20 protein-coding genes, 1 tRNA gene and 1 pseudogene are annotated in these 21374 nt (G+C 34.2%); 12 read left to right on the top strand and 10 right to left on the bottom strand.

Annotation, left to right across the window (positions count from 1 at the left end):
* Positions 1-189: 189 nt before the first annotated feature.
* Complete coding sequence (locus ACNQGH_RS13845; RefSeq protein ID WP_417956601.1) at positions 190-1329, bottom strand: acyl-CoA dehydrogenase family protein; 1140 nt, start codon at positions 1327-1329, stop codon at positions 190-192.
* A 230-nt stretch (positions 1330-1559) separates the two neighbouring features.
* On the opposite strand from ACNQGH_RS13845, the gene ACNQGH_RS13840 reads away from it, so the two are divergent.
* The 3 genes from ACNQGH_RS13840 (at position 1560) to ACNQGH_RS13830 (ending at position 5028) form a co-directional block, all read left to right on the top strand.
* The gene (locus ACNQGH_RS13840) at positions 1560-2630 is read left to right on the top strand and encodes an anhydro-N-acetylmuramic acid kinase (RefSeq protein ID WP_417956600.1); all 1071 of its coding nucleotides are present in this window, start codon (positions 1560-1562) and stop codon (positions 2628-2630) included.
* Positions 2631-2697: 67 nt separating this feature from the next.
* Positions 2698-3924: a Glu/Leu/Phe/Val dehydrogenase dimerization domain-containing protein gene (locus ACNQGH_RS13835; RefSeq protein WP_417956598.1), complete on the top strand. Its 1227-nt coding sequence runs from the start codon at positions 2698-2700 to the stop codon at positions 3922-3924.
* 204 nt (positions 3925-4128) lie between these two features.
* Positions 4129-5028 carry an energy transducer TonB gene (locus ACNQGH_RS13830; protein ID WP_417956597.1) on the top strand — a complete coding sequence of 300 codons (900 nt, stop codon included), beginning with the start codon at positions 4129-4131 and terminating at the stop codon, positions 5026-5028.
* Between the two features lie 124 nt (positions 5029-5152).
* Here ACNQGH_RS13830 and ACNQGH_RS13825 read toward each other — a convergent pair whose 3' ends face one another.
* Entirely contained in the window at positions 5153-5548 is a 396-nt protein-coding gene (locus ACNQGH_RS13825) for an ExbD/TolR family protein (RefSeq protein ID WP_416857279.1), read from the bottom strand.
* A 1-nt stretch (position 5549) separates the two neighbouring features.
* Positions 5550-6245: a MotA/TolQ/ExbB proton channel family protein gene (locus tag ACNQGH_RS13820; RefSeq protein WP_417956596.1), complete on the bottom strand. Its 696-nt coding sequence runs from the start codon at positions 6243-6245 to the stop codon at positions 5550-5552.
* A gap of 129 nt (positions 6246-6374) precedes the next feature.
* Between ACNQGH_RS13820 and ACNQGH_RS13815 the strand changes: the two genes are divergently transcribed.
* The 4 genes from ACNQGH_RS13815 (at position 6375) to ACNQGH_RS13800 (ending at position 10469) form a co-directional block, all read left to right on the top strand.
* On the top strand, positions 6375-7610 hold the full coding sequence (locus ACNQGH_RS13815; protein ID WP_417956595.1) for a bifunctional folylpolyglutamate synthase/dihydrofolate synthase: 1236 nt from the start codon (positions 6375-6377) through the stop codon (positions 7608-7610).
* Between the two features lie 117 nt (positions 7611-7727).
* Positions 7728-8522: a hypothetical protein gene (locus ACNQGH_RS13810; RefSeq protein ID WP_417956594.1), complete on the top strand. Its 795-nt coding sequence runs from the start codon at positions 7728-7730 to the stop codon at positions 8520-8522.
* Between the two features lie 207 nt (positions 8523-8729).
* A tRNA-Val gene (locus tag ACNQGH_RS13805) sits at positions 8730-8807 on the top strand.
* A 267-nt stretch (positions 8808-9074) separates the two neighbouring features.
* Positions 9075-10469: a site-specific integrase gene (locus tag ACNQGH_RS13800; protein WP_417956593.1), complete on the top strand. Its 1395-nt coding sequence runs from the start codon at positions 9075-9077 to the stop codon at positions 10467-10469.
* Positions 10470-10516: 47 nt separating this feature from the next.
* On the opposite strand, the gene ACNQGH_RS13795 is transcribed toward ACNQGH_RS13800, so the two are convergent.
* Positions 10517-10804, bottom strand: coding sequence for a hypothetical protein (locus ACNQGH_RS13795; RefSeq protein WP_417956592.1), 288 nt, complete (start codon positions 10802-10804; stop codon positions 10517-10519).
* Positions 10805-10809: 5 nt separating this feature from the next.
* A complete protein-coding gene (locus ACNQGH_RS13790) occupies positions 10810-11109 on the bottom strand; it encodes a DNA-binding protein (RefSeq protein ID WP_417956591.1) in 300 nt (99 codons plus the stop codon).
* A 214-nt stretch (positions 11110-11323) separates the two neighbouring features.
* Here ACNQGH_RS13790 and ACNQGH_RS13785 point away from each other — a divergent pair.
* Positions 11324-11638: pseudogene (locus ACNQGH_RS13785) on the top strand (DUF932 domain-containing protein); the annotation flags it as partial.
* Between the two features lie 84 nt (positions 11639-11722).
* On the opposite strand, the gene ACNQGH_RS13780 reads toward ACNQGH_RS13785, so the two are convergent.
* The 5 genes from ACNQGH_RS13780 to ACNQGH_RS13760 are packed head-to-tail and all read right to left on the bottom strand — an operon-like array spanning position 11723 to position 18338.
* Entirely contained in the window at positions 11723-14053 is a 2331-nt protein-coding gene (locus ACNQGH_RS13780; protein WP_417956590.1) for an nSTAND3 domain-containing NTPase, read from the bottom strand.
* Between the two features lie 4 nt (positions 14054-14057).
* On the bottom strand, positions 14058-15734 hold the full coding sequence (locus tag ACNQGH_RS13775) for a hypothetical protein (protein ID WP_417956589.1): 1677 nt from the start codon (positions 15732-15734) through the stop codon (positions 14058-14060).
* Positions 15718-16377 (bottom strand): AAA family ATPase, encoded by a 660-nt coding sequence (locus tag ACNQGH_RS13770; RefSeq protein ID WP_417956588.1) that lies wholly within the window; start codon positions 16375-16377, stop codon positions 15718-15720. Before ACNQGH_RS13770 ends, ACNQGH_RS13775 begins: the two co-directional genes overlap by 17 nt.
* The gene (locus ACNQGH_RS13765; protein ID WP_417956587.1) at positions 16367-17068 is read right to left on the bottom strand and encodes an ABC-three component system middle component 1; all 702 of its coding nucleotides are present in this window, start codon (positions 17066-17068) and stop codon (positions 16367-16369) included. The genes ACNQGH_RS13770 and ACNQGH_RS13765 overlap by 11 nt, the downstream gene beginning before the upstream one ends.
* Positions 17052-18338 carry an ABC-three component system protein gene (locus ACNQGH_RS13760; RefSeq protein WP_417956586.1) on the bottom strand — a complete coding sequence of 429 codons (1287 nt, stop codon included), beginning with the start codon at positions 18336-18338 and terminating at the stop codon, positions 17052-17054. The genes ACNQGH_RS13765 and ACNQGH_RS13760 overlap by 17 nt, the downstream gene beginning before the upstream one ends.
* A gap of 495 nt (positions 18339-18833) precedes the next feature.
* Between ACNQGH_RS13760 and ACNQGH_RS13755 the strand changes: the two genes are divergently transcribed.
* From ACNQGH_RS13755 to ACNQGH_RS13740, 4 genes are read left to right on the top strand one after another with little or no spacing between them, the layout of a single operon-like run.
* Positions 18834-19211 carry a single-stranded DNA-binding protein gene (locus tag ACNQGH_RS13755; protein WP_417956585.1) on the top strand — a complete coding sequence of 126 codons (378 nt, stop codon included), beginning with the start codon at positions 18834-18836 and terminating at the stop codon, positions 19209-19211.
* A gap of 44 nt (positions 19212-19255) precedes the next feature.
* Positions 19256-20329 (top strand): DUF932 domain-containing protein, encoded by a 1074-nt coding sequence (locus tag ACNQGH_RS13750; protein WP_417956584.1) that lies wholly within the window; start codon positions 19256-19258, stop codon positions 20327-20329.
* Positions 20330-20380: 51 nt separating this feature from the next.
* A complete protein-coding gene (locus ACNQGH_RS13745) occupies positions 20381-20776 on the top strand; it encodes a hypothetical protein (protein WP_417956583.1) in 396 nt (131 codons plus the stop codon).
* Positions 20777-20820: 44 nt separating this feature from the next.
* Complete coding sequence (locus ACNQGH_RS13740) at positions 20821-21360, top strand: PRTRC system protein E (RefSeq protein ID WP_417956582.1); 540 nt, start codon at positions 20821-20823, stop codon at positions 21358-21360.
* Positions 21361-21374 lie beyond the last annotated feature (14 nt).

Genomic DNA, 21374 nt, shown 5'->3' with positions numbered 1-21374 from the left:
TGGAAATGCATCCACCGAAACAATTCGAAAATATATTGAAACACAGGGGTAAGCACTGTACGTTCGCTTACATCCCCGAGCCTAAAGGCATCGGGGTTTTACGCTCAAATAGATAAAAAAAACAATTTGAAAAATAAAACCCTTTCCAATCGAAAACTGGAAAGGGTTTTAATAGGCCTATAATTTTATTTAAGAAACCAGTGTTCTTGAAATCACAATACGCTGAATTTCAGATGTCCCTTCATATATTTGAGTAATTTTAGCATCACGCATCATACGCTCTACATGATACTCCGCCACATAACCATTTCCACCGTGAATCTGAACGGCTTCAATAGTAGTGTCCATAGCGGTTTGGGAAGCAAATAACTTTGCCATCGCCCCCGATTGCGAAATATCCATTCCCAAATCTTTTTCAGAAGCCGCTTTAAAACACAACATTCTGGCTGCCATAATTTGAGTTGCCATATCCGCTAATTTAAAAGCAATCGCTTGGTGTTTGAAAATTTCCTTTCCAAAAGCTTTACGCTCTTGTGAATATTTCAAAGCCAGCTCATAAGCACCGGTGGCAATTCCTAAAGCTTGGGAAGCAATCCCTATTCTTCCGCCATTCAGTACACTCATAGCAAAATTAAATCCGAATCCATCTGCTCCGATTCGGTTTTCTTTTGGCACTTTAACATCATTAAACATTAAGGAATGCGTATCCGAACCACGAATTCCCATTTTTTTTTCTTTTGGACCAATATCAAAACCAGCCCATCCTTTTTCAACTATAAATGCGTTAATTCCTCTATGTCCCTTTTCAACATCAGTTTGAGCAATTACAATATAAGTTGATGCCGAAGATCCATTGGTAATCCAGTTCTTGGTTCCATTCAGTAAATAATAATCACCCTTATCGATTGCAGTCGTTTTCTGCGAAGTGGCATCAGAACCTGCTTCAGGTTCAGACAAACAAAAAGCACCTATTACTTCTCCTTTGGCAAGAGGAACTAAGTACTTCATTTTTTGTTCTTCATTGCAATACTTTTCTAAACCTGCACAGACCAAAGAGTTATTGACAGACATCACAACTGCTGAAGACGCATCTACTTTTGCAATTTCCGTAATCGCCAAAACATAAGAAAGACTATCCAATCCGGAACCGCCATATTTAGGATCGACCATCATTCCTAAAAAACCAAGCTCTGCCATTTTTTTCACCTGTTCAGTCGGAAATTTAGAGAATTCATCTCTTTCGATAACACCTGGCAATAATTCGTTTTGAGCAAAATCTTTAGCTGCTTGCTGAATCATTAACTGCTCTTCGGTTAGATTAAAATCCATAACTATATCTTGTTTATTATTAAAATTTCAACTCTACAAATAAAAGTAAAATTACTCAATTACAATCCTTAAATTTACACCTTAAGAAAGTTTTTTATGTTTTTTACTTTTTGCTAAAAAATTGACTATTGTTTTAAGTTACCTGCATTAAATTACTTTTTACATAAAAAAAGCACCCAAAGATACTTATTTATTATTAAATTATCAATTTTGACCTATAAATTCGCTCAATGAAAGAAGATCACTATAACGTTATCGGAGTAATGTCAGGAACTTCGCTTGATGGTGTTGATTTAACACATATCCAATTTAAAGTACAGAACAATAAATGGTCTTTTGAAATTCTTGAAAGCGAAACTATAGCCTATAGCTCAAACTGGGTAAAAACCCTAAAAACTGCGGTAGATTATTCTAAAGAACAACTCGAAAAATTAAATCAGCACTACACGCAACTTCTCGCTTCCATTATTACAGTCTTTATTGAAAAACATAAAATCGAAAACCTGGATGCCGTTTGTTCCCATGGACATACTATTTTACATCAACCCCAGAATGGGTTTACACTTCAAATTGGCAATTTACCCGAAATCGCTTCTTTAATTCACCAAACGGTAGTCTGCGACTTCAGAGTTCAGGATGTCCAACTTGGCGGTCAGGGTGCTCCTTTGGTTCCGATTGGCGATCGAATATTATTTCCTGAATACGATTATTGCATGAATTTAGGTGGTTTTTCGAATGTGTCTTTTGAACAAAACAAGCAACGAATTGCCTTTGATATTTCACCCGTAAATACCGTTTTAAATTTTTACGCCAATCAATTGGGATTGGATTATGATGATAAAGGTACTATTTCAAGAACTGGAAAAACTGATACTAATTTGCTAAACAAGTTAAACACTTTGGATTTTTATCAAAAAAAGTATCCTAAATCACTGGGTTTTGAATTTGTAAAAGAAATCGTTTTACCATTAATCGAAAGTTTCGGAATTACAGTTGAAGACAAATTACACACTTTCACCGAACATGTGGCCTTGCAAATCGCCCTGGCTCTGCCCAATAAAAGCGGAAGTCTCTATGCAACTGGCGGCGGTGCTTACAATGATTTTCTTATGGAACGCATTCAATCCTATTTGCCGGAAATGAAAATCATAATTCCATCAGCCAAAATCCTGGAATTCAAAGAAGCTTTAATTTTTGCTTTGCTTGGTGTTTTAAAATTACGAGGAGAAATCAATGTTTTGAGTAGTGTTACGGGCGCTAAAACGGACCATAGCTCTGGAAATATTTACTACGCAAAATAATATTAAAAATACATAATTCGCATTATTCTATTTTTTATATTTGTCAAAATTAAACATATCGCAATAAATGAAAGATTTATTAAAGAAATTCGAAAATAAAGAACCTGAGATAGTTTTCCATTGGAAAGATGCGGAAACCGAAGCCGAAGGCTGGACTGTAATTAATTCTCTTCGTGGTGGCGCTGCCGGCGGCGGAACCCGTATGAGAAAAGGATTGGATATGAATGAAGTTTTGTCTTTGGCAAAAACAATGGAAGTGAAATTTTCGGTTTCAGGACCTGCAATTGGCGGTGCTAAATCGGGAATTAATTTTGACCCGAATGATCCAAGAAAAAAAGGCGTTTTGCAACGTTGGTACAAAGCGGTTTCTCCTTTATTGAAAAGTTATTACGGAACTGGCGGTGATTTGAATGTGGATGAAATTCATGAAGTGATCCCCATGACTGAAGAATGTGGTGTTTGGCATCCGCAGGAAGGCGTTTTTAATGGCCACTTCAAACCTACTGAAGCGGATAAAATCAATCGAATTGGTCAATTGCGTCAAGGTGTGGTTAAAGTAATTGAGAACCCAAAATTCTCCCCCGATGTTTCTCGAAAATATACAATTGCAGACATGATTACTGGTTTTGGCGTTGCTGAAGCTGTTCGTAGCTATTACACTATTTATGGCGGAGATGTAAAAAGCAAGAAGGCTATTGTTCAGGGTTTTGGAAATGTAGGTTCTGCTGCAGCATTTTATCTGGCAGAAATGGGAGCAAAAATCATCGGTATTATTGATAGAGATGGTGGACTAATAAACGAAGAAGGTTTTACTTTCGAAGAAATAAAAACATTATTCCTTGCTAAAGAAGGAAACAAACTGGTTGCCGAAAACATGATTCCTTTTGAAAAAATCAATCAGAAAATCTGGACAATCGGTGCTGAAATATTCACTCCCTGCGCTGCATCCAGATTGGTAGCCCAATCTCAAATTGACAGCCTGATTGCCAATGGTCTTGAAGTAATTTCTTGTGGCGCTAATGTTCCTTTTGCCGACAAAGAAATATTTTTCGGTCCAATTATGGAAGACGTTGATCATAAAGTGAGTTTGATTCCCGATTTTATTTCCAACTGTGGAATGGCTCGTGTTTTTGCGTATTTCATGGAAAAGAAAGTACAAATGACCGACGAAGCTATCTTTCATGATACATCGGAAACGATAAAAAAAGCAATTGAAAAAGCTCATGATTTGAATCCCAGCAAAACAAATATAAGTGCAACTGCTTTTGAAATCGCACTAAAACAGCTTACTTAAAATAAAAGAAACAACATTCTTTTTACTTACTAATGCAAAAGGGATTAAGCAGATTTTACTAAATCCGTTTAATCCCTTTTCTTATTTCCATTTTGAAATAAAAGCAATCTTATTTTATATTCTTTCAGTAGCTTTTTACTCTTGACAATTTTTAGTACTTTTCAACGTTTTTTAGTAATACACTTTTTTAAATTTAAAACACCAATGAGTTCCACCGTTTCATCAGATCAAAAGAAATCATTAGCACTATCCATTCTTTTGTATGCGACCCTGTTGTTAATTTTATTTTTCATACGATTTTGGCCACCATCAAACATGGCCGAACTTGCTGGCGGCGGAGGCGGCGGAGGTGTTACCGTGAATTTTGGAGACAGCGATTTAGGTTCGGGAGCTAATTATAAAAGTGAAGTTTTGCAAGTTAAAAACCATACGAAACAGACACCAACAAAAACCAAACCTGACGAAGCTATTTTATCCCAGGAAAACAGCGCCGAGGAAAGCGTTGTCATTCCTCAAAAAGAAAAAACTAAAAAACCTATTACTGTTGTAAAAGTCGAACCAAAACCAGTCGTTGTAAAACCTAAAGTTTCCAACAATACAAACGATGCGCTATCCAGTATTCTAAAAGGTTCCAATAAAGGAGGCGATGGTGATGACAAAGCAGCTGGAAATAAAGGAAAATCCAATGGAAGCTTAAGCTCTAACGGATATTATGGAAGCGGCGGTTCCGGAGGAGGAACAGGTGGCGGAAATGGCACCGGAACCGGAATAGGAACCGGAAGCGGATATGGCTCTGGCAGCGGCGGAGGAAGCGGTAGCGGTTCCGGCGGCGGTAGCGGATACTCTCTGGGAAACAGAAAAGCAGTTTCTAAACCAGCACCAAAATACACGTGTAATGAAGAAGGGAAAGTTGTTGTAGAAGTATCTGTCGATAGAAACGGAAGAACAATAAATGCAATTGCCGGAATAAAAGGAACAACTAACACAGCCAGATGTTTGTTAGATCAGGCAAGAATTGCAGCAATGAATACTAAATGGGATGCCAGTAGCGATGCTCCTGAAAAACAGGTGGGAAAAATCGTTTACAATTTTAATCTGAATTAAAACTAAAATACAAAATTCAAATAGTTTAAACATAAAATGCCTCGATCGAGGCATTTTTTATACAATTCACTTATAATTTAAATCAATTTGAACAAGTAAAATTCAGGTTTGAAACCATTTCTATTTACTTTGGACTCGTGGCAATCACAAACTTCAAATTGTTTTTCACTCCTATCTGCAATACATCAACCAGGTCTTGCACTTGCAAATTAAATGGGATTCTGACCACAACAGTTTGATCCTTTTCACTATTCATTTTAGACATTAAAGTCGTTTCTAACTCCTCAAATGCGACAGGTTGTTTGTCGATATAGAATTTCTTGTCTTCCGTAACAGACAAACTAATATATTGTTTGTTCGTTTTCTCGTTAGCTTTTGCTTTTGGCAATGTCATTTTTATAACATTGGGATTAGCCAAAGTGGATATAATCAGAAAAAACAACAACAAGAAAAACATAATATCACTTAATGACGAAGTAGCCACTTCGGCATGAAATCTTCTTTTTCGTTTTATAGACATGTTACGATCTTTGAATAATATTTACGAATTCCAGTATCTGTTTTTGAATTTTTAAAGCAAAATTATCAATTCTTCCGTTTAATAAATGGTAGGCACTATATGCAATAATTCCAACTAATAACCCAGAACCACTGCTGATCATTTTCTCGTACAGACCTCCGGAAATATTACCGATACTAATATTTTCAGTAACTGAAATACTGTAAAATATTTTAATTACTCCAGAAATTGTTCCGATAAATCCTAATGTAGGCGCAATCCCTGCAATAAGACCCAATTGTCCCAAATGCTTTTCCATTTCTCCAATTTCAATGTCTGCCGCACGATCCATATTAGATTCAATTTCAGCAATAGGTCTGCCAATAACAAGAATTCCTTCTTTAATAATGTTCCCGGAAGACGTGTTGCTTCTTTCGGCGATGGATCGAGCCAAATCCAAATTACCGGAATTTAGATTATCTCTGACATCTAACATCAATCGATTATCCATTTTAGATGCTTTACTAATGTACAAAGTACGTTCTATAATCAAATAAAAAGTATAGAATAATAGGATTGAAATTGGGATTAAGAAGAACCCTCCTTTTAAAATAAATTCCAAAACAGAGATTTCTGTATTTGGAGCAATTTTCTCGATAACTACGTTTGACGCAGCATTGGCAATAGTGTCGGCCTGTAATTGTATAAAATTAAACATATATTATTATTGATTTTTACTCATTAATTCTAAAAATTATTTCAATTTTGCAATAAAGATACTTTTCGATGTACTATTAAACTAAAAAAATCGAAAAATATTTTAAACAACGACTATTTTATTCAAAAAATGAATTATCAGGAAACTATAAATTGGATGTTTAATCAACTCCCGATGTACCAACTTCAAGGCGCTTCGGCCTATAAAAAAGATTTAACCAATACTCATTTACTCATAGACTATCTTGAGAATCCTCAAGAAAAAATAAGATGCATTCATGTTGCAGGAACGAACGGGAAAGGTTCCACCTCGCACATGCTGGCTTCGATACTCCAAGAAGAAGGCTATAAAGTTGGACTATATACTTCTCCCCATTTAAAAGATTTCCGGGAGCGCATCAAAATTAACGGAATTGAAATCGCTGAAGAATTTGTTTCTGATTTTATAAATAAGCACAAAGTTTTTTTTGAAGCAAACGATATGAGTTTCTTCGAAATGACCGTTGGACTGGCTTTTGATTATTTTGCAAAAGAAAAAGTAGATATCGCCATTATAGAAGTCGGAATGGGCGGACGATTAGACGCCACCAATATCATTACACCACTTGTATCCGTAATAACGAATATTGGATTGGATCACACACAATTTCTTGGCAACACACTTGCAGCTGTTGCTTTTGAAAAAGCGGGAATCATAAAGCCAAATATTCCTGTAGTGATTGGAGAATACACTCCTGAAACCAAACCCATTTTTTTGGCAAAAGCCAAAGAATGCAACTCCGAAATCTATTTTGCCGCTGATTTAATTACAGCAACGTACCCCTCTGATTTAATTGGCGATTACCAATTGCACAATAAGAAAACAGTTCTGCAAACTATTGTCATTTTAAATGGACAAAAAGAATTCAAAATCAGTCCGAAAAATATTAGATCAGGTTTATTACAGGTCGTAAAAAACACCGGGCTTCAAGGAAGATGGCAACAACTAGCCGAATTCCCGAAAGTTATTTGTGATACCGCACACAACAAAAACGGATTAGAAATTGTCATGAACCAGATTAGAAAAGAAACCTTTGAAAAACTACATATTGTGGTAGGCCTGGTGAATGACAAAGATTTAGATGAAATTTTACCTTTATTCCCAAAAAATGCGCTCTATTATTTCTGTAAACCGAACATTGCACGTGGGTTAGACGCTACAATTTTACAAGAAAAAGCAAAAAAATTCAACCTTATTGGAGACACATACCGCTCTGTAACAGATGCTTATGACGTTGCTAGAGATAATGCTACAAAAAATGATTTTATCTTTATTGGTGGCAGCACCTTTGTAGTCGCTGAATTACCTTTAAATAAAGGGATTTAACTTTCGGCAGTAATTATCACCTAAAATAAATTTTCTGTTTTCGCAACTAACTGACTCATAATTAGTTAAATTTATGTGGCTATTTTTATTTATTAATCACTTAATTCTTAAACTATTATGAAAAAGAAAGACAATTTAGTATTGAGATTGTTAATTTTAACATTCCTGTTTAGTATTGGAATGTTTGCTCAAGAAGATCCAAAACCTGTATTTATTACAGTGACGACATTGCACAGGAATCTAGATACCGATAGGAAAGATTGGAAACAAACAGAACAAGAATATTTTGATAAAGTTACCAGTAAGAACGATTTAATAATTGGCTCCGAAATTCTTAATCATTATTTCACAGAAAACAGCTCTGAGGTATTATTGGTATCTGTTTTTAAAACCTGGGAAGATATCGAAAAAGCAAATGATGTTTCTGATGAATTAATCAAAAAAGGTTGGCCAGACGAAAAAATCAGAAAGGATTTTTTTGACAAATACAACACTTATTATTCCAAAATGCATTCTGATGAAATCTATTCTTCTATTACTGGCACTAAAGAATTCAAAGCCACTTCAAAAGAACCGATGATCGTCTATCTACGAAAATCACAACTGTCCTTGAACGGACAAGGAAAAGGCCTCAAGGAATATAATGAAAAAATAACTATGAATAACCCTTACATTAAAGGATATTACCCAAACCGTCATGCTTGGGGATCTGACAGCAGGGATTTTCTCGAAGCCTATTATTATGATTCTTTGTCAGATTTAGAAAAATCCAGTGATAAGCAAAATGAATTAATAAAAACCGCATGGCCTAAAGAAGAAGACAGAAAAGTGTTTTTTGATGGATTGAACATGGCATTTACAGGTATCCATGGTGATTTTATTTACCACAATGAACCCACCCTATCCAAATAAATTATGAATTTCCAAATAAACTCCGTTTACAGATTGCAAGACGGAGTTTATTTGAAAAATCTATTAAACCTAATAAATTAAATACCAATCTAATATAAATTTATCTGAAAAAAATATTGAAATTTATGCGGAAATGTTTTGGATAAACGAAAAACAAGCTTATATTTGCACTCGCAATAAGGTAATGAAAATTACTAAACTGCACTAGGGCGATTAGCTCAGCTGGTTCAGAGCACCTCGTTTACACCGAGGGGGTCGGGGGTTCGAACCCCTCATCGCCCACCACCTATTTTAGGAATGATATTATAAAGTTCCACAATCTTACTAAAAACCTGCAAATTTCGGATTTGCAGGTTTTTTTATTTCTACCTGTTTTCTCCAAAATTTTCAAAAACGCTCAAAATTACATGGCATTTTTATGGCACTTTTAAATTTAGAAAAAATGTGCCACAAAATAAAGGTTAAACCATTGATAACCAACATGTAAAGTACGTTAACGACTTGATTTTTAGACGCTATAATTCGACATTTACTCATTTAAATCGTTGAATTATGTTAGAAAGCAGTTTTGGATTAACCTTCTTTTTGAAGGTTCCACGAAAAAAAAGCAATCTCAGGTATATTTACCTAAGAATTACCGTTGATGGGATCCCTAAGGAAACTTCCACCAAACGTAAATGGGATATTACCAGATGGGATCAAAAAGCAGAAAGAGCTATAGGTACAAAAGAAGATGCGAGAACCACTAATTTTTTTCTTACTACAATTGAGACTAAAGTCAACCGGTATAGAAATGATTTAGTTTATGCAGAGCATTTTATTTCTTCCCAAAAGATAATAGATTTTATTCTGGGACGAGTAGCCCAAAAGGTAAAAGTACTTGAAGAATTCCTTAAGCACAATGATGAATTATTTGCCCTTGTAGATACAGGGGAATACGCCATTGGAACACATGAACGTTTTGAAATATCCAAAAAACATATAAAAGAATTTCTATTGTTCAAATTCAACTTGGAAGACATGGAATTTCGGGACCTGAATTATGAATTTATAAAAGATTATGAATTTTATCTTAAGACAGTAAAGAGTTGTAATAACAATACTGCCTTAAAGTACATTACAAATTTCAGGAAAATTGTACGAAGAGCAATAGATAAGGAAATTATTAAGGAAGACCCTTTTAAAAAATTTAAAGGAAAAAAGACTAAAACCAAGAAAAAACCACTCACAGCTGTCGAACTGCATAAGATAGAGAGCCATACTTTTTCTACTCCACGATTGACTGTTATACGCGATGTATTTATCTTCCAATGTTATACTGGTCTTGCGTACATTGATGCATACCAACTTAAGAAAGAAGACATCAAGATAGGCATTGATGGGGAATACTGGATTATGTCGGACCGCCAAAAAACAGAATCAGAAACAAATATTCCATTATTGCCCAAGGCTCTTGAAATTATAGAAAAATACAAAGACCATCCACTTTGTCTTACCAGAAGAAGTGTTCTTCCGGTAAAATCAAATCAAAAAATGAATGAATACCTAAAAGAAATTGCTGATCTGTGTGGGATAACTTGTGTATTAAATACACATAAAGCCAGAAGAACTTTTGGAAGCACAGTAACACTTAACAATGATGTACCTATTCATGTTGTAAAGGAAATGCTTGGCCATTCGTCAGTAAAACAAACAGAAGAATATGCAATAACCGAACAACAGACAGTTGGTCGGCAAATGATGGAATTGAGAAATAAGTTAAATACGAAAACAACCTTAGACCCAGTCAATGGCTTATTAATTTTGGAGAGACTTGAAAAAGAAATTTTGGATATGAAGGAAAAACTTTCTTTCGCTGGTAATAAAACTTCTGCTGCTGAACCATCCTCTGATGTGCAACTTGAATCTATTGGTACTGAATTGCGAAATCTAGTTAGAAGACACTAATGATTCCACATCCATAACAAAGAGCCATAAAATCTGTTTCATAGATTTTATGGCTCAATCAATAATTCAACCTTACTTCTGTAACCTGGATGATAAGAAGGTGTATACCTCACATATCCCATTTCTTGTAATTGCTTAAAGTACTTATGATATGTTGGCAGGGTATGGATATGTGCCAGCGCCATGATTTTACTCCTGCTTACATGTATAGTCCTTTTTTGCCCCTGTCGGTATCCTAAATACAGAATTGCACTTAGCAGAGCAAAATGCCAGACATTCAACCTGCTGTCATTTTCAAAAACAGCCAGGTAATCCAGTAGTTCATTTAAATCCATGACTATTAGTCTTCGCTAAACAGTTTACTTAAATCCTCTTTATTATAGTAATAGGAACCCAATACTTTCTTGAACCGCACTTTCCCTGTTACCCTTAAATTTTGCAATGATCCTGGGGACATATCCATCAATTTTCTAACTGCTCGGCTTTTGAGCCATTCTGGGTGAATATTTTCTTTCTCGTCCAGTTGAGCATCTTCCATTATTTTACGGATATCATTTATCAAGAGCAAGCCAAATTGCCGCAAATCATCCTTTGTTAAAATATCACTCATCATCCCCTCTTTTTGAATTAAATTTTGCAATTACCAATTTATTTCGGTTTGTGCAATAAAATTAATTAAGAACCATACATTCTTATAATGAATGTCTTTTTTTGGAATTATTTGGCTTGTTATGTCAAATTAATATTTTTCAGTTTGAAGCTGCAACTGAAATGGCAAGATAGCAATCATGAAATATATAGTGCATATCCCATTCGGATACCCGCTGTAGATGGTTTTGCATCATTTATATTTTGTAAGGTTACAAAATCACCTAGGTCTCTGTCCGAACAAAGAGACTTTCGATTTGCTCAAAAAAGGTGCTGAAGATGAAGTAGAAGATGCCTTTGCTATGATAAGAGATACACAGCAGGGCATCACCAAAGGCACATTGTTTGGGGCATACAACTCCGCAACAGACTACTATCAGAATGTACGCAATTACAAAGACAATGAAGCCAAGATAAGTATTGTAATCGGCGGTACGGCACAGCTAAAGTCCCAAAGGGCTTTTGAACTGTGTACCTCTTTGGCAACAGACGGAGCAGAAATCTTAAACCTTAATAAATGACTATAGGCTATCGCCTTAAATGGTAGCAAGGCAGATTTGATTTCATCGTGTTCCTGTGGATTTGGCTTCCTATGAATTATTCTTCTAAAATGGTAAATCATTCCATTCATCAATTTCATTTGAATTAAAAAGTCTATTTACTTCTATAATTTCATTTATAGGATCATGACTTTCTTCGAAATTGCCAATTGTAACTTTTTCACTTGATATTGCTGACTTATTAGTGTCAAGTTGTAGGTCATAATTAAACTCATAATTATCAACAACAGAAGAATTAGAAATATTAAGTGCCCTAGTTATATTTTTTGCATCTTCCTTCCGTTTTGTAACAACTTTAACCAACTCATCTTTAGTGATAATTGATGATAAATTATAAGTTTGTTTTATATACTGATCTATATTTTTGTTCCATGATTCTTCAACATTCAGTTTGATTTGATCATAGTATTCATTCTTTGAACTTTTAGAGTTTTCTATTACACTACTATAAACATTATATTTTGAAATCAATTTTGAAAAACTATCAATATTATGATGAGACTCCATATTTTTAGAAAGAATCAAAATTAAATCGTCGAGTTGATCAATGCAGTTTGTGAGATCATGCTCAGCCATATAGCTTAAAATTTCAATTAAGTTTTCACGATCAGTCCAACCCAATACCTTAATGTTTAAAGAATTAATGCGATTCACCACCAGTGAACTTATAGAATTCCACGTAAATAATCTTAAGAGGATAACTATATAATTCAGATCATTGTCACCGTAACCGTTTAAATAAGGTGCTTTTGAAATAAATATTTCTAAAAGTTGAGCGATAAGTTTTTTGTCTGAAAATAAAATTTGCTTAGCCCCTTTTACATAGGTAGTAATTATCCTTCCTTTAAATTGCTCATAGGAAATTGCAGATCTTAAATGAGTAAGGTATTCATCTTTATTTCTTGTGAAATAATCGTATAAGAAATCTTCTATTGAGGGATTAAAAAAACTGAATTCTACAGTGTTTCTGTCCTTAAGTATCCTATTAATAAACATACCAACTGTTTCCTTGATTACAGCCTCGTAATCATCTCCTTGTTTGACAAAGTTATTGTTCTTGACCTCATAGTCTAATCGAGCACTAAAAGTTTCTTTTAATCTATTTTCAAATAGAACAAACCTTGATCCTAAAGAGTACAACGATGTAAGAAGAAGTCTAGCACTTAATGATATTTGTTTTGTAAATGGCTTTTCCCAAATCAAGGAAGGGTTATTTAAAAAATCAATTACAATTGTATCATATGGTTTGTCAGATTCTATCCTGTCATTATCTGTAAAGTATTCAATAACACGTGGATTGTAATTTTTATGCTTAATTACTTGCCAATAGAACATATCTTTAAAAAAAATATTTTTCTGTTCGATTGATAATTGAGAAATATAAATATGGTTATATAAAATTTTTGCTTTGTCAATAGCACGATAATCTTTTATATGTACTTCATGCTTTGCAATATCTATTTTTGAGTCGTTAATCTTTTCTGAGGTTTGTTTGGCCTGATTAAGCAAGGTTGTCCGACAGGTAAGTATAAGTTTCTTTTGACCGTCATTCTTAATTATATCTATAAAATTAGCAATTGCGGAATCTGCATTTCGGGAACTTTTTAAATCCAAAGTAATAGAACCTAAAAAATCATCAAAATAAAAGACCTGCTTGCGTCCAGGAATTATTAAATCCTCGGCTTCCGTTATTTCCCGAACATATATGAGCTCAAAATCTTTTGCTAATAGTTGGTATGTTAGCATATTGGCCAATGTTGATTTGCCGATACCTGGCGCACCAGTGATAAGAATAAAATTATTTGTATTTAGAATTTTTACTGCATTACTATGTGCCTTGTTAGGAACGAAAAGTTTTATCTGCTTTTTAATTTTATCCGCGTGAAATTCTGACCTCGCTTTAACGCCATTTTTTAAAATTCTTTTAAAAATGTTTGAACTTGAAAGCCAAAGTTTAAAATGTTGTTCTTCAATATTAGGGTTATTTCTTAAAAAAGTATTTAAGTCATTTTTTCCTAAAATATCTTGAGTAGACAAAATATACGGACTGAAAGTACTTTTAATACTTTCTTTATCTTGAGGCGACAATGGCAATGAAGTTATAACAATATATCTTTTGGGATTTAACCCTATTACTTTCGGTAGTTCCTCAGTTTTTAATTTAGATTTTAATGCAACGATCCCAGAGCCAAGAAAGTGTTTTACTTGAACTATTATTTCATTTTCATCATTAATTGTCGCATATCGCAAATCTATTCCTTTATCGGGACCTGGCTTGAAGGATTGGAAATCCAAGCCTAGTTTTGTCGACAAAATATCTATTGCCAATTCCTCTAAATCTCTGTCGTTTAATGTTGAAAAATCATAATTTGCCATTGACTTAAATTTCTGATTGTTCTAATGATTTTAGATTTATTCTCTTTTGTGTCAAATTATAATTTTTGAATTTATATCTCATAAATGCAGACATCATATCTTCATGCGTAGATATAATAATTTGGTTCTTGCTAAATTCATTTCGTAATAATTCAATAAATCCTACAACATTTAATTCGTCCATTGTTTGAACTGGGTCATCAATTAATATGATTTTATTTTGAGAGTACTTCTTATGTAAAGCCAAGGTGAAAGAGATTATAAGGGCCGACAGTTGGCCTGAACTCATCGAAAATATTGCATCAAAAGTTTTGGTCGGATTAGTTTGAAATCTGATTCCGTTTTTTTCCGGATATATAAAAAGACCTAGACCTCCTTGAAAATCCTGCATTATTCTTCCAGAATAGATATGAAAAATTATTTCAATGTCTTTTATTACTTTCTTCTGATATTTTTTGAGTGAACTATCATAAATATTTTTTAGCTGCTTAATTTGCCCACTTAGTGATTTAGCATTCTCAAATTTGATCTTCTTTTCACTAAGTTCCTGTTTTTTGGCTAACAAGAAGTCATTTTGAAGTAATGAATAGGTATATTTTAAATATTCTATTTTATTTTTGCTATTTTTTATATCAAAAGCAGTTAATTTATCAAAATTATTATCGAAGTATTCATTAAAATATTCTTTAAAATGTGATTCAATTTCATCAACATTAATGTCATGTTTTTTTTCTTTTAAATCTGTACTTAGTGTTTCAAATTTAAGATTAACATCTGCCTTAGCAACATCATTTAAATATGCGCTGTAATCAAAGTTTATCTTTTCAAAATTCTTTACAGTATTGTTGAAATGCGTCGGTTCAAAAGAAATTAGTTTGTTTATGAATTCTTTATCTATACTGTTATCTGTAATGTCTTTTGAAATAGCTGTTATAATTTGACCTACGATTTCGACTTTGAAAGTGTCAAATTTTTCTTTGAAAACTTTACTGCTTTCACTCGCAAGGTTTTCCAAATTTTCAGATTGAAGAGTTATATTATCTAGTAAGGTATTAATGTCGCCCCAATCATATCCGCATAAAAAGCAGGAACCTGAAGTTAAATCGTCTTCCTCTTTCAAGTCTTCAATCTTTTCAATAAGTTTTTGTCGTGATTCGTTGATTTTGGAATAGATACCTTCCAATTTATTTAATGCAAGTATATCTGTTTTTAGAATTTCAAATTCTTCAAAAAATTCTTCAATTAAATCAACGTTTAAAAATTCGAAATCGTCAAAATCAAATTCGAAAAATTCATCCTGCAGGTCGTCGGTTGAGAAATTTTCCAGTTTCTCAATATATAGTTGTTTTTTAATGAATGCCTCTTTAGTTATAATTAAATTTTCTTTTTGCGGAATAAAACTATAAAACTGGCAAAAATCCTTTAGGATAGACTCATTGCGGAGTAATGAGTCTATAGTTTCATTATAAATATATTTTTTAAAAGTTTCTTTTTGATTTAAAAGATTTTTCAATTTTGTGAGAATACCATCTTCTCCAAGTATATCTAAATAATCGATCGACTTGAAATCAAATTCTTTTTCATCCCATATATATTCTCTTTCGGGAAATAATTTTAAGTACTCGATATCATTAAAGCTTTTGGAAAGGAAATCTTCTGTTTGTTTAATTTCCCCCTTCAATGTCTTCTATTGTTTTCTTTTCTTCGGCATTACACAGTATTTCAATCTTTTGTTTAATGAGATTAATATTTGCAATTTTGTTTTCAAATTCTAAAACATTGAAGAGATGTGATATATGCTGCTTTCTGTTTTTATCTTGACTTTTAAGTAAATAAAGACTATCCTCTTGTTCTATATAATTTAAAAATTGAAAGTTTTCCTTATAATTTGAGCCTAAAATATCATTTAAAAATTCTTCTTCGTTTTCAATTAAAGTTTTATCAATTGCTTCAAAACTTTCCTTTTGATATAGTTTATAAGTCGAAAAATTTACACTGTTTGTTAGTTCTTCTTTTTTTGCAAGTCTTTCTAAAATGTAAGTTGCTTCATTTTTAGTAAATTCAATGCAAATGCTTATATCTCCGGTAGCACCTTCACTGTAAAAAGGATGTTCATGATATGATTCCCTACCATCTATCAATAAAACTTGTAACACATTATACCTTCTTATTTTTCCTGTAAATAGTAATTCTATCGCGTCATAAATTGAAGTTTTGCCAAATCCGTTTGGTCCATCAAACACTATTAGATCCGAAGATTCAAAATCAATCTCTTTCGACCGTAATACTTTGAAATTATGGATTTTAATTTTTTTAATTTTCATCTTTATCTATTACAATTAGAATTTTTTCATAAACCGTTTCTGGAGATATAGCCATAACTTCATCAAATGTTTTATCTAATATCATTTCAGAAATTAGATCATCTAATTCTTTTAGCTGTGAATTTTTTACGACCTCACTGTCATTGTTTTCTGTCAATGCGGATAATCCGTCTTTTTGAACAACATTTATATTTAGAAAAGGAACTTTGTGAGCAACTCTATACAATAATGATTCAAAAGCATTATTGTTTAAATTAGTTTTATGCTGCTCGAAAATAGAATTAGATAATAGTTTCTGTTCGAAAAACTTTTTAGTTGTTAAGGTGCTATCAGCTATGGCTTCTAGAAGTTTTTCCTTTTCACTCTCCGTGTAAACTAAAATTTGCTTTTTAAAAAGAAAAGGGTTTTCCTCAATATCAATTAGTCGATTTTTTTCTACTGAAGATTCTGAAGCGGATTTATATAATATCAATAGATTAGCATTTTTATCAAACCATTCATTTTTAAGAAGTTCCTTTGCTACAGTAAAAAAGTTAGGTTGATTTTCAATAATAGTGCCTAAATCTGGGGCTTCTATCACTAGCCAAAAACTAAATTGATTTGCTTCTTTAAAATAATGAACCTTTCCGAATTCAGTCAATTGAGCTTCTAAGCCAATTTCTTCAAATAAACTATTAATTATTGATTCCATTTAAATTTATTTTTGCTTGTTCAAGATTTATTAGCGAAAGCTTTCTCCACTTTGTTATATTATCATAATTTTCGTCACCAACCTTAAATATGTTAACAGCTTCATTTTCTAGGGATTCTACTTGACAGCCTTCAGTAATAATGTAATCACTATTGTATGGGGTGTCAATTAATTGATCTAAAGCTACTCCTATAATCTGTTCGCTTATTCTTTTTTTGCTTGCGGCAGTATCTGAAATATTTATTGTTGATGGAAAATATCTTTTATTATTCGGACAAATCCATCCTAACTTATTGATTAAATCTTTATCAGAATCCCGAATTTCTCTTAAGGTGAAAATTAGTGCGTTCTTAAATTCATCTATTTGTAAAGTATTGTCTTTATATTCTTGTAGTTTCGAAAATTTGACAATTTTATGAGGCATAATATTCTGTAAAAACTTTTCAAAGTCGGAATCATTCAGAGAATTGAAGTATGTTAAGTAGCTCGATAATTTTGTTTTCATAGCCTGATCCACTTCACTTTCAATATCCATGCAGTATTCTTGGAAATAAAGATTCAGGTCATTTCGCAGTACCCGACGGTAGTAATTCTTATCAAAAATTCGGGTGTTTACATCTGCGGTTAACTCAGCTATAAAATTCTTTAGGGGAATTGTAAAATAATATGCACCTTCACTAATTGTTAAGCCATTTTTTACATGATTGGCAGCATGAACTGCTATTATTTGACTTGTTATTATCTCTTCCAAAACTTCACTTATCATACTAACATAATCTGGATTTCCACTTTCTGCAACTAGCCCGAATTTTAATAGACAAGACTGAACTTTACTATCTGCCTTATTTTGTAAATCCTCAATCCTGCAAAAAGGATCTCCATCATATTCATAAATTATAAGAGTAGGATGTGCAGCTTCAATTGCCGCTTTTGACCTTTCGTTATTAATGGCTAAATGAAAGAAAGCATCCCTTTCACACGGAAATTCAAGTTTTCTTTTTTCAAGTTTTGCAAAAGCTTCCTGATAGGAAGAGTACAAATGGCTCTTCATTGCTTTTACTTGATGTAAACTCACCGGGACAATATTTGTCCCGTCATTTCTCACAATTGCGAAATCCTCTAAAGAATCAAGTTGTAATTCCAGCTCATCGACGTTCGCTTCATTTAGTATTAAAGTTAGCACATGATAAAGAGCAACCTTGCCTTGGTAAATAAACCCACTCCAAGTATCAGCTGCGGAATGTATATCGTTAGGATTGATTAATGACATAGATCTTTTTATTAATTGTCAAATTGTTCTAACAAATTGATTTCTTCTGAGTTCAATCCATATTGCTGAAATAAAGACATTCGTTAAATTTTATATGCTACCAAAGTAAGAATTTTAAATGAATAAAAAATGTGGATTGTCACGAGAAAAAAAATAAAATCTCTACTGCATCAATGTTTTGTTATTCAGCATTTGTGCTGAGAATAAAAATCGAATAATCCTGCCGGAACATTTCCCAATACGAAAAGGATAAAAAGGCAGCTAAGGTATTATGGACACCAGCCGCCCCTGCCACCAAAAGACTACGGCATAAACGGTTTCCTCCCCTAAAGGGTACCCCTCCAATTATTCCGTTTCCTTTTGGCTTTCCGCGTTGTCCATACCTTTTTATGGCTTTCTTTTTTCCCTTTTTCTTTTGGAAAAATGCTTTTTGAGGCAGGCAGGTTAAGAGAAAAAAATGAAACAGTATTGTATAACATTTAAAGAACACAGACTATGAACATCATTGGAAGAGTGACAAAAGATGCGGAGGTACGCACATTGTCTAACAGTAAACAAGTAGTAAACTTTTCAGTAGCAACCAACGACAGCTACCGAAATAAAGCGGGCGAACGTATAGAGCAGACAACCTACTTCGATTGTGCTTATTGGATTAGCCCAAAGGTAGTGGGCATACTCACTAAAGGCTCTCTTGTGGAACTCACAGGCAGGGTAAGTGCAAGAGCATGGACAGGTAATGACGGGGAAACACACGCAAGGCTGAATTTCAATACCTCAAATATCAAACTGCACTTAGGGGGCAAAAAATCAGAAACTGCACGAGCTACTACAGGAACCAACAATAGTAAGCCAGAGGAAGACCTCCCATTTTAGCAACGTGTAATCAACCAATTTTCAAACCTTTAAAATCATTTATCATGGTACATAATATCAATTTCAACAGCACAACAGGACGTTATTCATTCTTTAGCGTAAAAGAAAAAGCGTGGCACGGCTTAGGGCAAATCGTGGGACAATACCCAACAAGTGAAGAAGCTATAAAGTACGCAGGATTAGACTATGAAGTCACTAAAAGCCCGCTATATACAAAAGGTTCGGGTATTATCGAAACCGCAAACGGTATTGAGATAGGCAACAGCGAATTGGAAGTATCCAACTATTTTGCCAACATCCGTACCGATAACAATGCCGTACTAGGTGTTGTCGGAAAAGACTATCACATTGTACAAAACCGTGAAGCGTTCAATTTCTTTGATGAGATTGTAGGCGGTGACGAGGGAATTTTGTACGAAACCGCAGGAGCGTTGGGCAACGGCGAACGCATATTCATCACGGCAAAACTGCCCGACTATATCCGAGTAGGCAATGGCGACGATGTAACGGAAAAGTACATTTTCTTAACCACTTCGCATGATGGTAGTGGAAGTATCACAGCCGCTTTTACTCCTATCCGCATCGTATGCCAAAACACCCTCAATGCTTCGCTCCGCAATATGAGCAACGTAGTAAGAATCAAGCATACTTCGGGAGCAAAACAACGTTTGGATGATGCCCACAAGGTTATGGGATTGGCAAATACGCTAAGCAGTCAGCTAGAGGGCATATTCAACCAGTGGGCGAAAGTTAAGGTAACAGACCAAGAAATGAGAAAGCTAATCCAATTGGCACTCTGCCCAAATAAAGAGACTTTCGATTTGCTCAAAAAAGGAGCTGAAGATGAAGTTTCCACCTTGTTCAAAAACACCGTAGAAGATGCTTTTGCCTATGCTATGGTAAGCGATACACAGCAGATGGATACTACCAAAGGCACATTGTTTGGGGCATACAATGCTGTGACGGGCTACTATCAAAATGTACGCAGTTACAAAGATAATGAAGCCAAGCTACAGAGTATTGTAATGGGCGGTACGGCACAGCTAAAGTCCCAAAAGGCTTTTGAACTGTGTACCTCTTTTGCAACAGACGGAGCAGAAATCTTAAACCTTAATTAAACAACCACAGGCTACCGCCTTAATCGGTGGTAGCCTTTAAAAACAACAGCTATGAATATCGGAACTATAACATACAGGAAATACGATGAAAGGATATTGCTTAATTGGAACTTCAACGTATTAGAACTGTTCGACATTATATTGAAGGACAAAGATTATGTCCGCTTTGAAATCTTTGACAGAAACAATAACCTATTACTGTCAACACACTATCTCCATGTAGAACAAAAGGGAGTATATATCAAGGTTGTTAAGGTCGAAAAAGAGAAAGAAATTACGGGAATTACGTATGATGCATTCAGAACACCATCAACTATCCGTAGGATAAAGATACGTTGGAACGTAAACGGCAGAAGGTTCAGAACGAAGAAAAACGCCCTTGAGTATGTCTATTGGGAAAACAGAAAGGCAACCTTGAAAATTGAGTCATTCGTTGACCGCAGGTAGTCTTAAAAAAGAACGATTAAACAGCACTTTAAAATTTTAGCACGATGAACACAAATTTTTTTAATCAGATAGCACAGATGGACATACAAGGAGATTTGCACCTGACCATAGCAAAGGGAGCAGAAAACAACCTTATCGTATCGGTAATGCTCCAAAACGAACAATGCGGGGATAACGCAAAGAACATCATACCGCCCCTTAATCTTCGGGGAACAGCAGATGAACTTGACAACGGTTTTTTTGAAAAAATAACCACACCTATACAGACCGCTTCGGGCTTAATGGTCGATATGGAAGGATTTATGAAGCAATTGGAAGAAGCCAAAAAGCAATCCGCAATGGAGAAAGAAAAAGCTGATAGGCAGAAGAAAGAACAGGAAGGCAAAGACAAGAAGTTTAAAGACGGCATGGCAAAAGCGGATGAATTGGAGGCAGCAGGCAAATTCCGTGATGCATGGATGAAAGTACCCGAAATAACAGAGTTCCCCGAAAAGGCTGACGAGATACGCAGACGCAAAATGTCGTTATCCGACAAGTTTTCCACCCCAAGCCTTTTTGGAACAGAGCAGGAACAGAATGTATAACCACAAAATTCAGA

The sequence above is a fragment of the Flavobacterium kochi genome, from assembly GCF_048286715.1.
Classification (GTDB): domain Bacteria; phylum Bacteroidota; class Bacteroidia; order Flavobacteriales; family Flavobacteriaceae; genus Flavobacterium.
This window is presented reverse-complemented; position numbering and strand designations above follow the sequence as displayed.

Excerpts from the sequence above, each read along its gene's own strand:
- ACNQGH_RS13845 (WP_417956601.1), bottom strand. The coding sequence starts at position 1,329 with ATGGATTTTAATCTAACCGAAGAGCAGTTAATGATTCAGCAAGCAGCT.
- ACNQGH_RS13840 (WP_417956600.1), top strand. The coding sequence starts at position 1,560 with ATGAAAGAAGATCACTATAACGTTATCGGAGTAATGTCAGGAACTTCG.
- ACNQGH_RS13835 (WP_417956598.1), top strand. The coding sequence starts at position 2,698 with ATGAAAGATTTATTAAAGAAATTCGAAAATAAAGAACCTGAGATAGTT.
- ACNQGH_RS13830 (WP_417956597.1), top strand. The coding sequence starts at position 4,129 with ATGAGTTCCACCGTTTCATCAGATCAAAAGAAATCATTAGCACTATCC.
- ACNQGH_RS13825 (WP_416857279.1), bottom strand. The coding sequence starts at position 5,548 with ATGTCTATAAAACGAAAAAGAAGATTTCATGCCGAAGTGGCTACTTCG.
- ACNQGH_RS13820 (WP_417956596.1), bottom strand. The coding sequence starts at position 6,245 with ATGTTTAATTTTATACAATTACAGGCCGACACTATTGCCAATGCTGCG.
- ACNQGH_RS13815 (WP_417956595.1), top strand. The coding sequence starts at position 6,375 with ATGAATTATCAGGAAACTATAAATTGGATGTTTAATCAACTCCCGATG.
- ACNQGH_RS13810 (WP_417956594.1), top strand. The coding sequence starts at position 7,728 with ATGAAAAAGAAAGACAATTTAGTATTGAGATTGTTAATTTTAACATTC.
- ACNQGH_RS13800 (WP_417956593.1), top strand. The coding sequence starts at position 9,075 with ATGTTAGAAAGCAGTTTTGGATTAACCTTCTTTTTGAAGGTTCCACGA.
- ACNQGH_RS13795 (WP_417956592.1), bottom strand. The coding sequence starts at position 10,804 with ATGGATTTAAATGAACTACTGGATTACCTGGCTGTTTTTGAAAATGAC.
- ACNQGH_RS13780 (WP_417956590.1), bottom strand. The coding sequence starts at position 14,053 with ATGGCAAATTATGATTTTTCAACATTAAACGACAGAGATTTAGAGGAA.
- ACNQGH_RS13770 (WP_417956588.1), bottom strand. The coding sequence starts at position 16,377 with ATGAAAATTAAAAAAATTAAAATCCATAATTTCAAAGTATTACGGTCG.
- ACNQGH_RS13765 (WP_417956587.1), bottom strand. The coding sequence starts at position 17,068 with ATGGAATCAATAATTAATAGTTTATTTGAAGAAATTGGCTTAGAAGCT.
- ACNQGH_RS13760 (WP_417956586.1), bottom strand. The coding sequence starts at position 18,338 with ATGTCATTAATCAATCCTAACGATATACATTCCGCAGCTGATACTTGG.
- ACNQGH_RS13755 (WP_417956585.1), top strand. The coding sequence starts at position 18,834 with ATGAACATCATTGGAAGAGTGACAAAAGATGCGGAGGTACGCACATTG.
- ACNQGH_RS13750 (WP_417956584.1), top strand. The coding sequence starts at position 19,256 with ATGGTACATAATATCAATTTCAACAGCACAACAGGACGTTATTCATTC.
- ACNQGH_RS13745 (WP_417956583.1), top strand. The coding sequence starts at position 20,381 with ATGAATATCGGAACTATAACATACAGGAAATACGATGAAAGGATATTG.
- ACNQGH_RS13740 (WP_417956582.1), top strand. The coding sequence starts at position 20,821 with ATGAACACAAATTTTTTTAATCAGATAGCACAGATGGACATACAAGGA.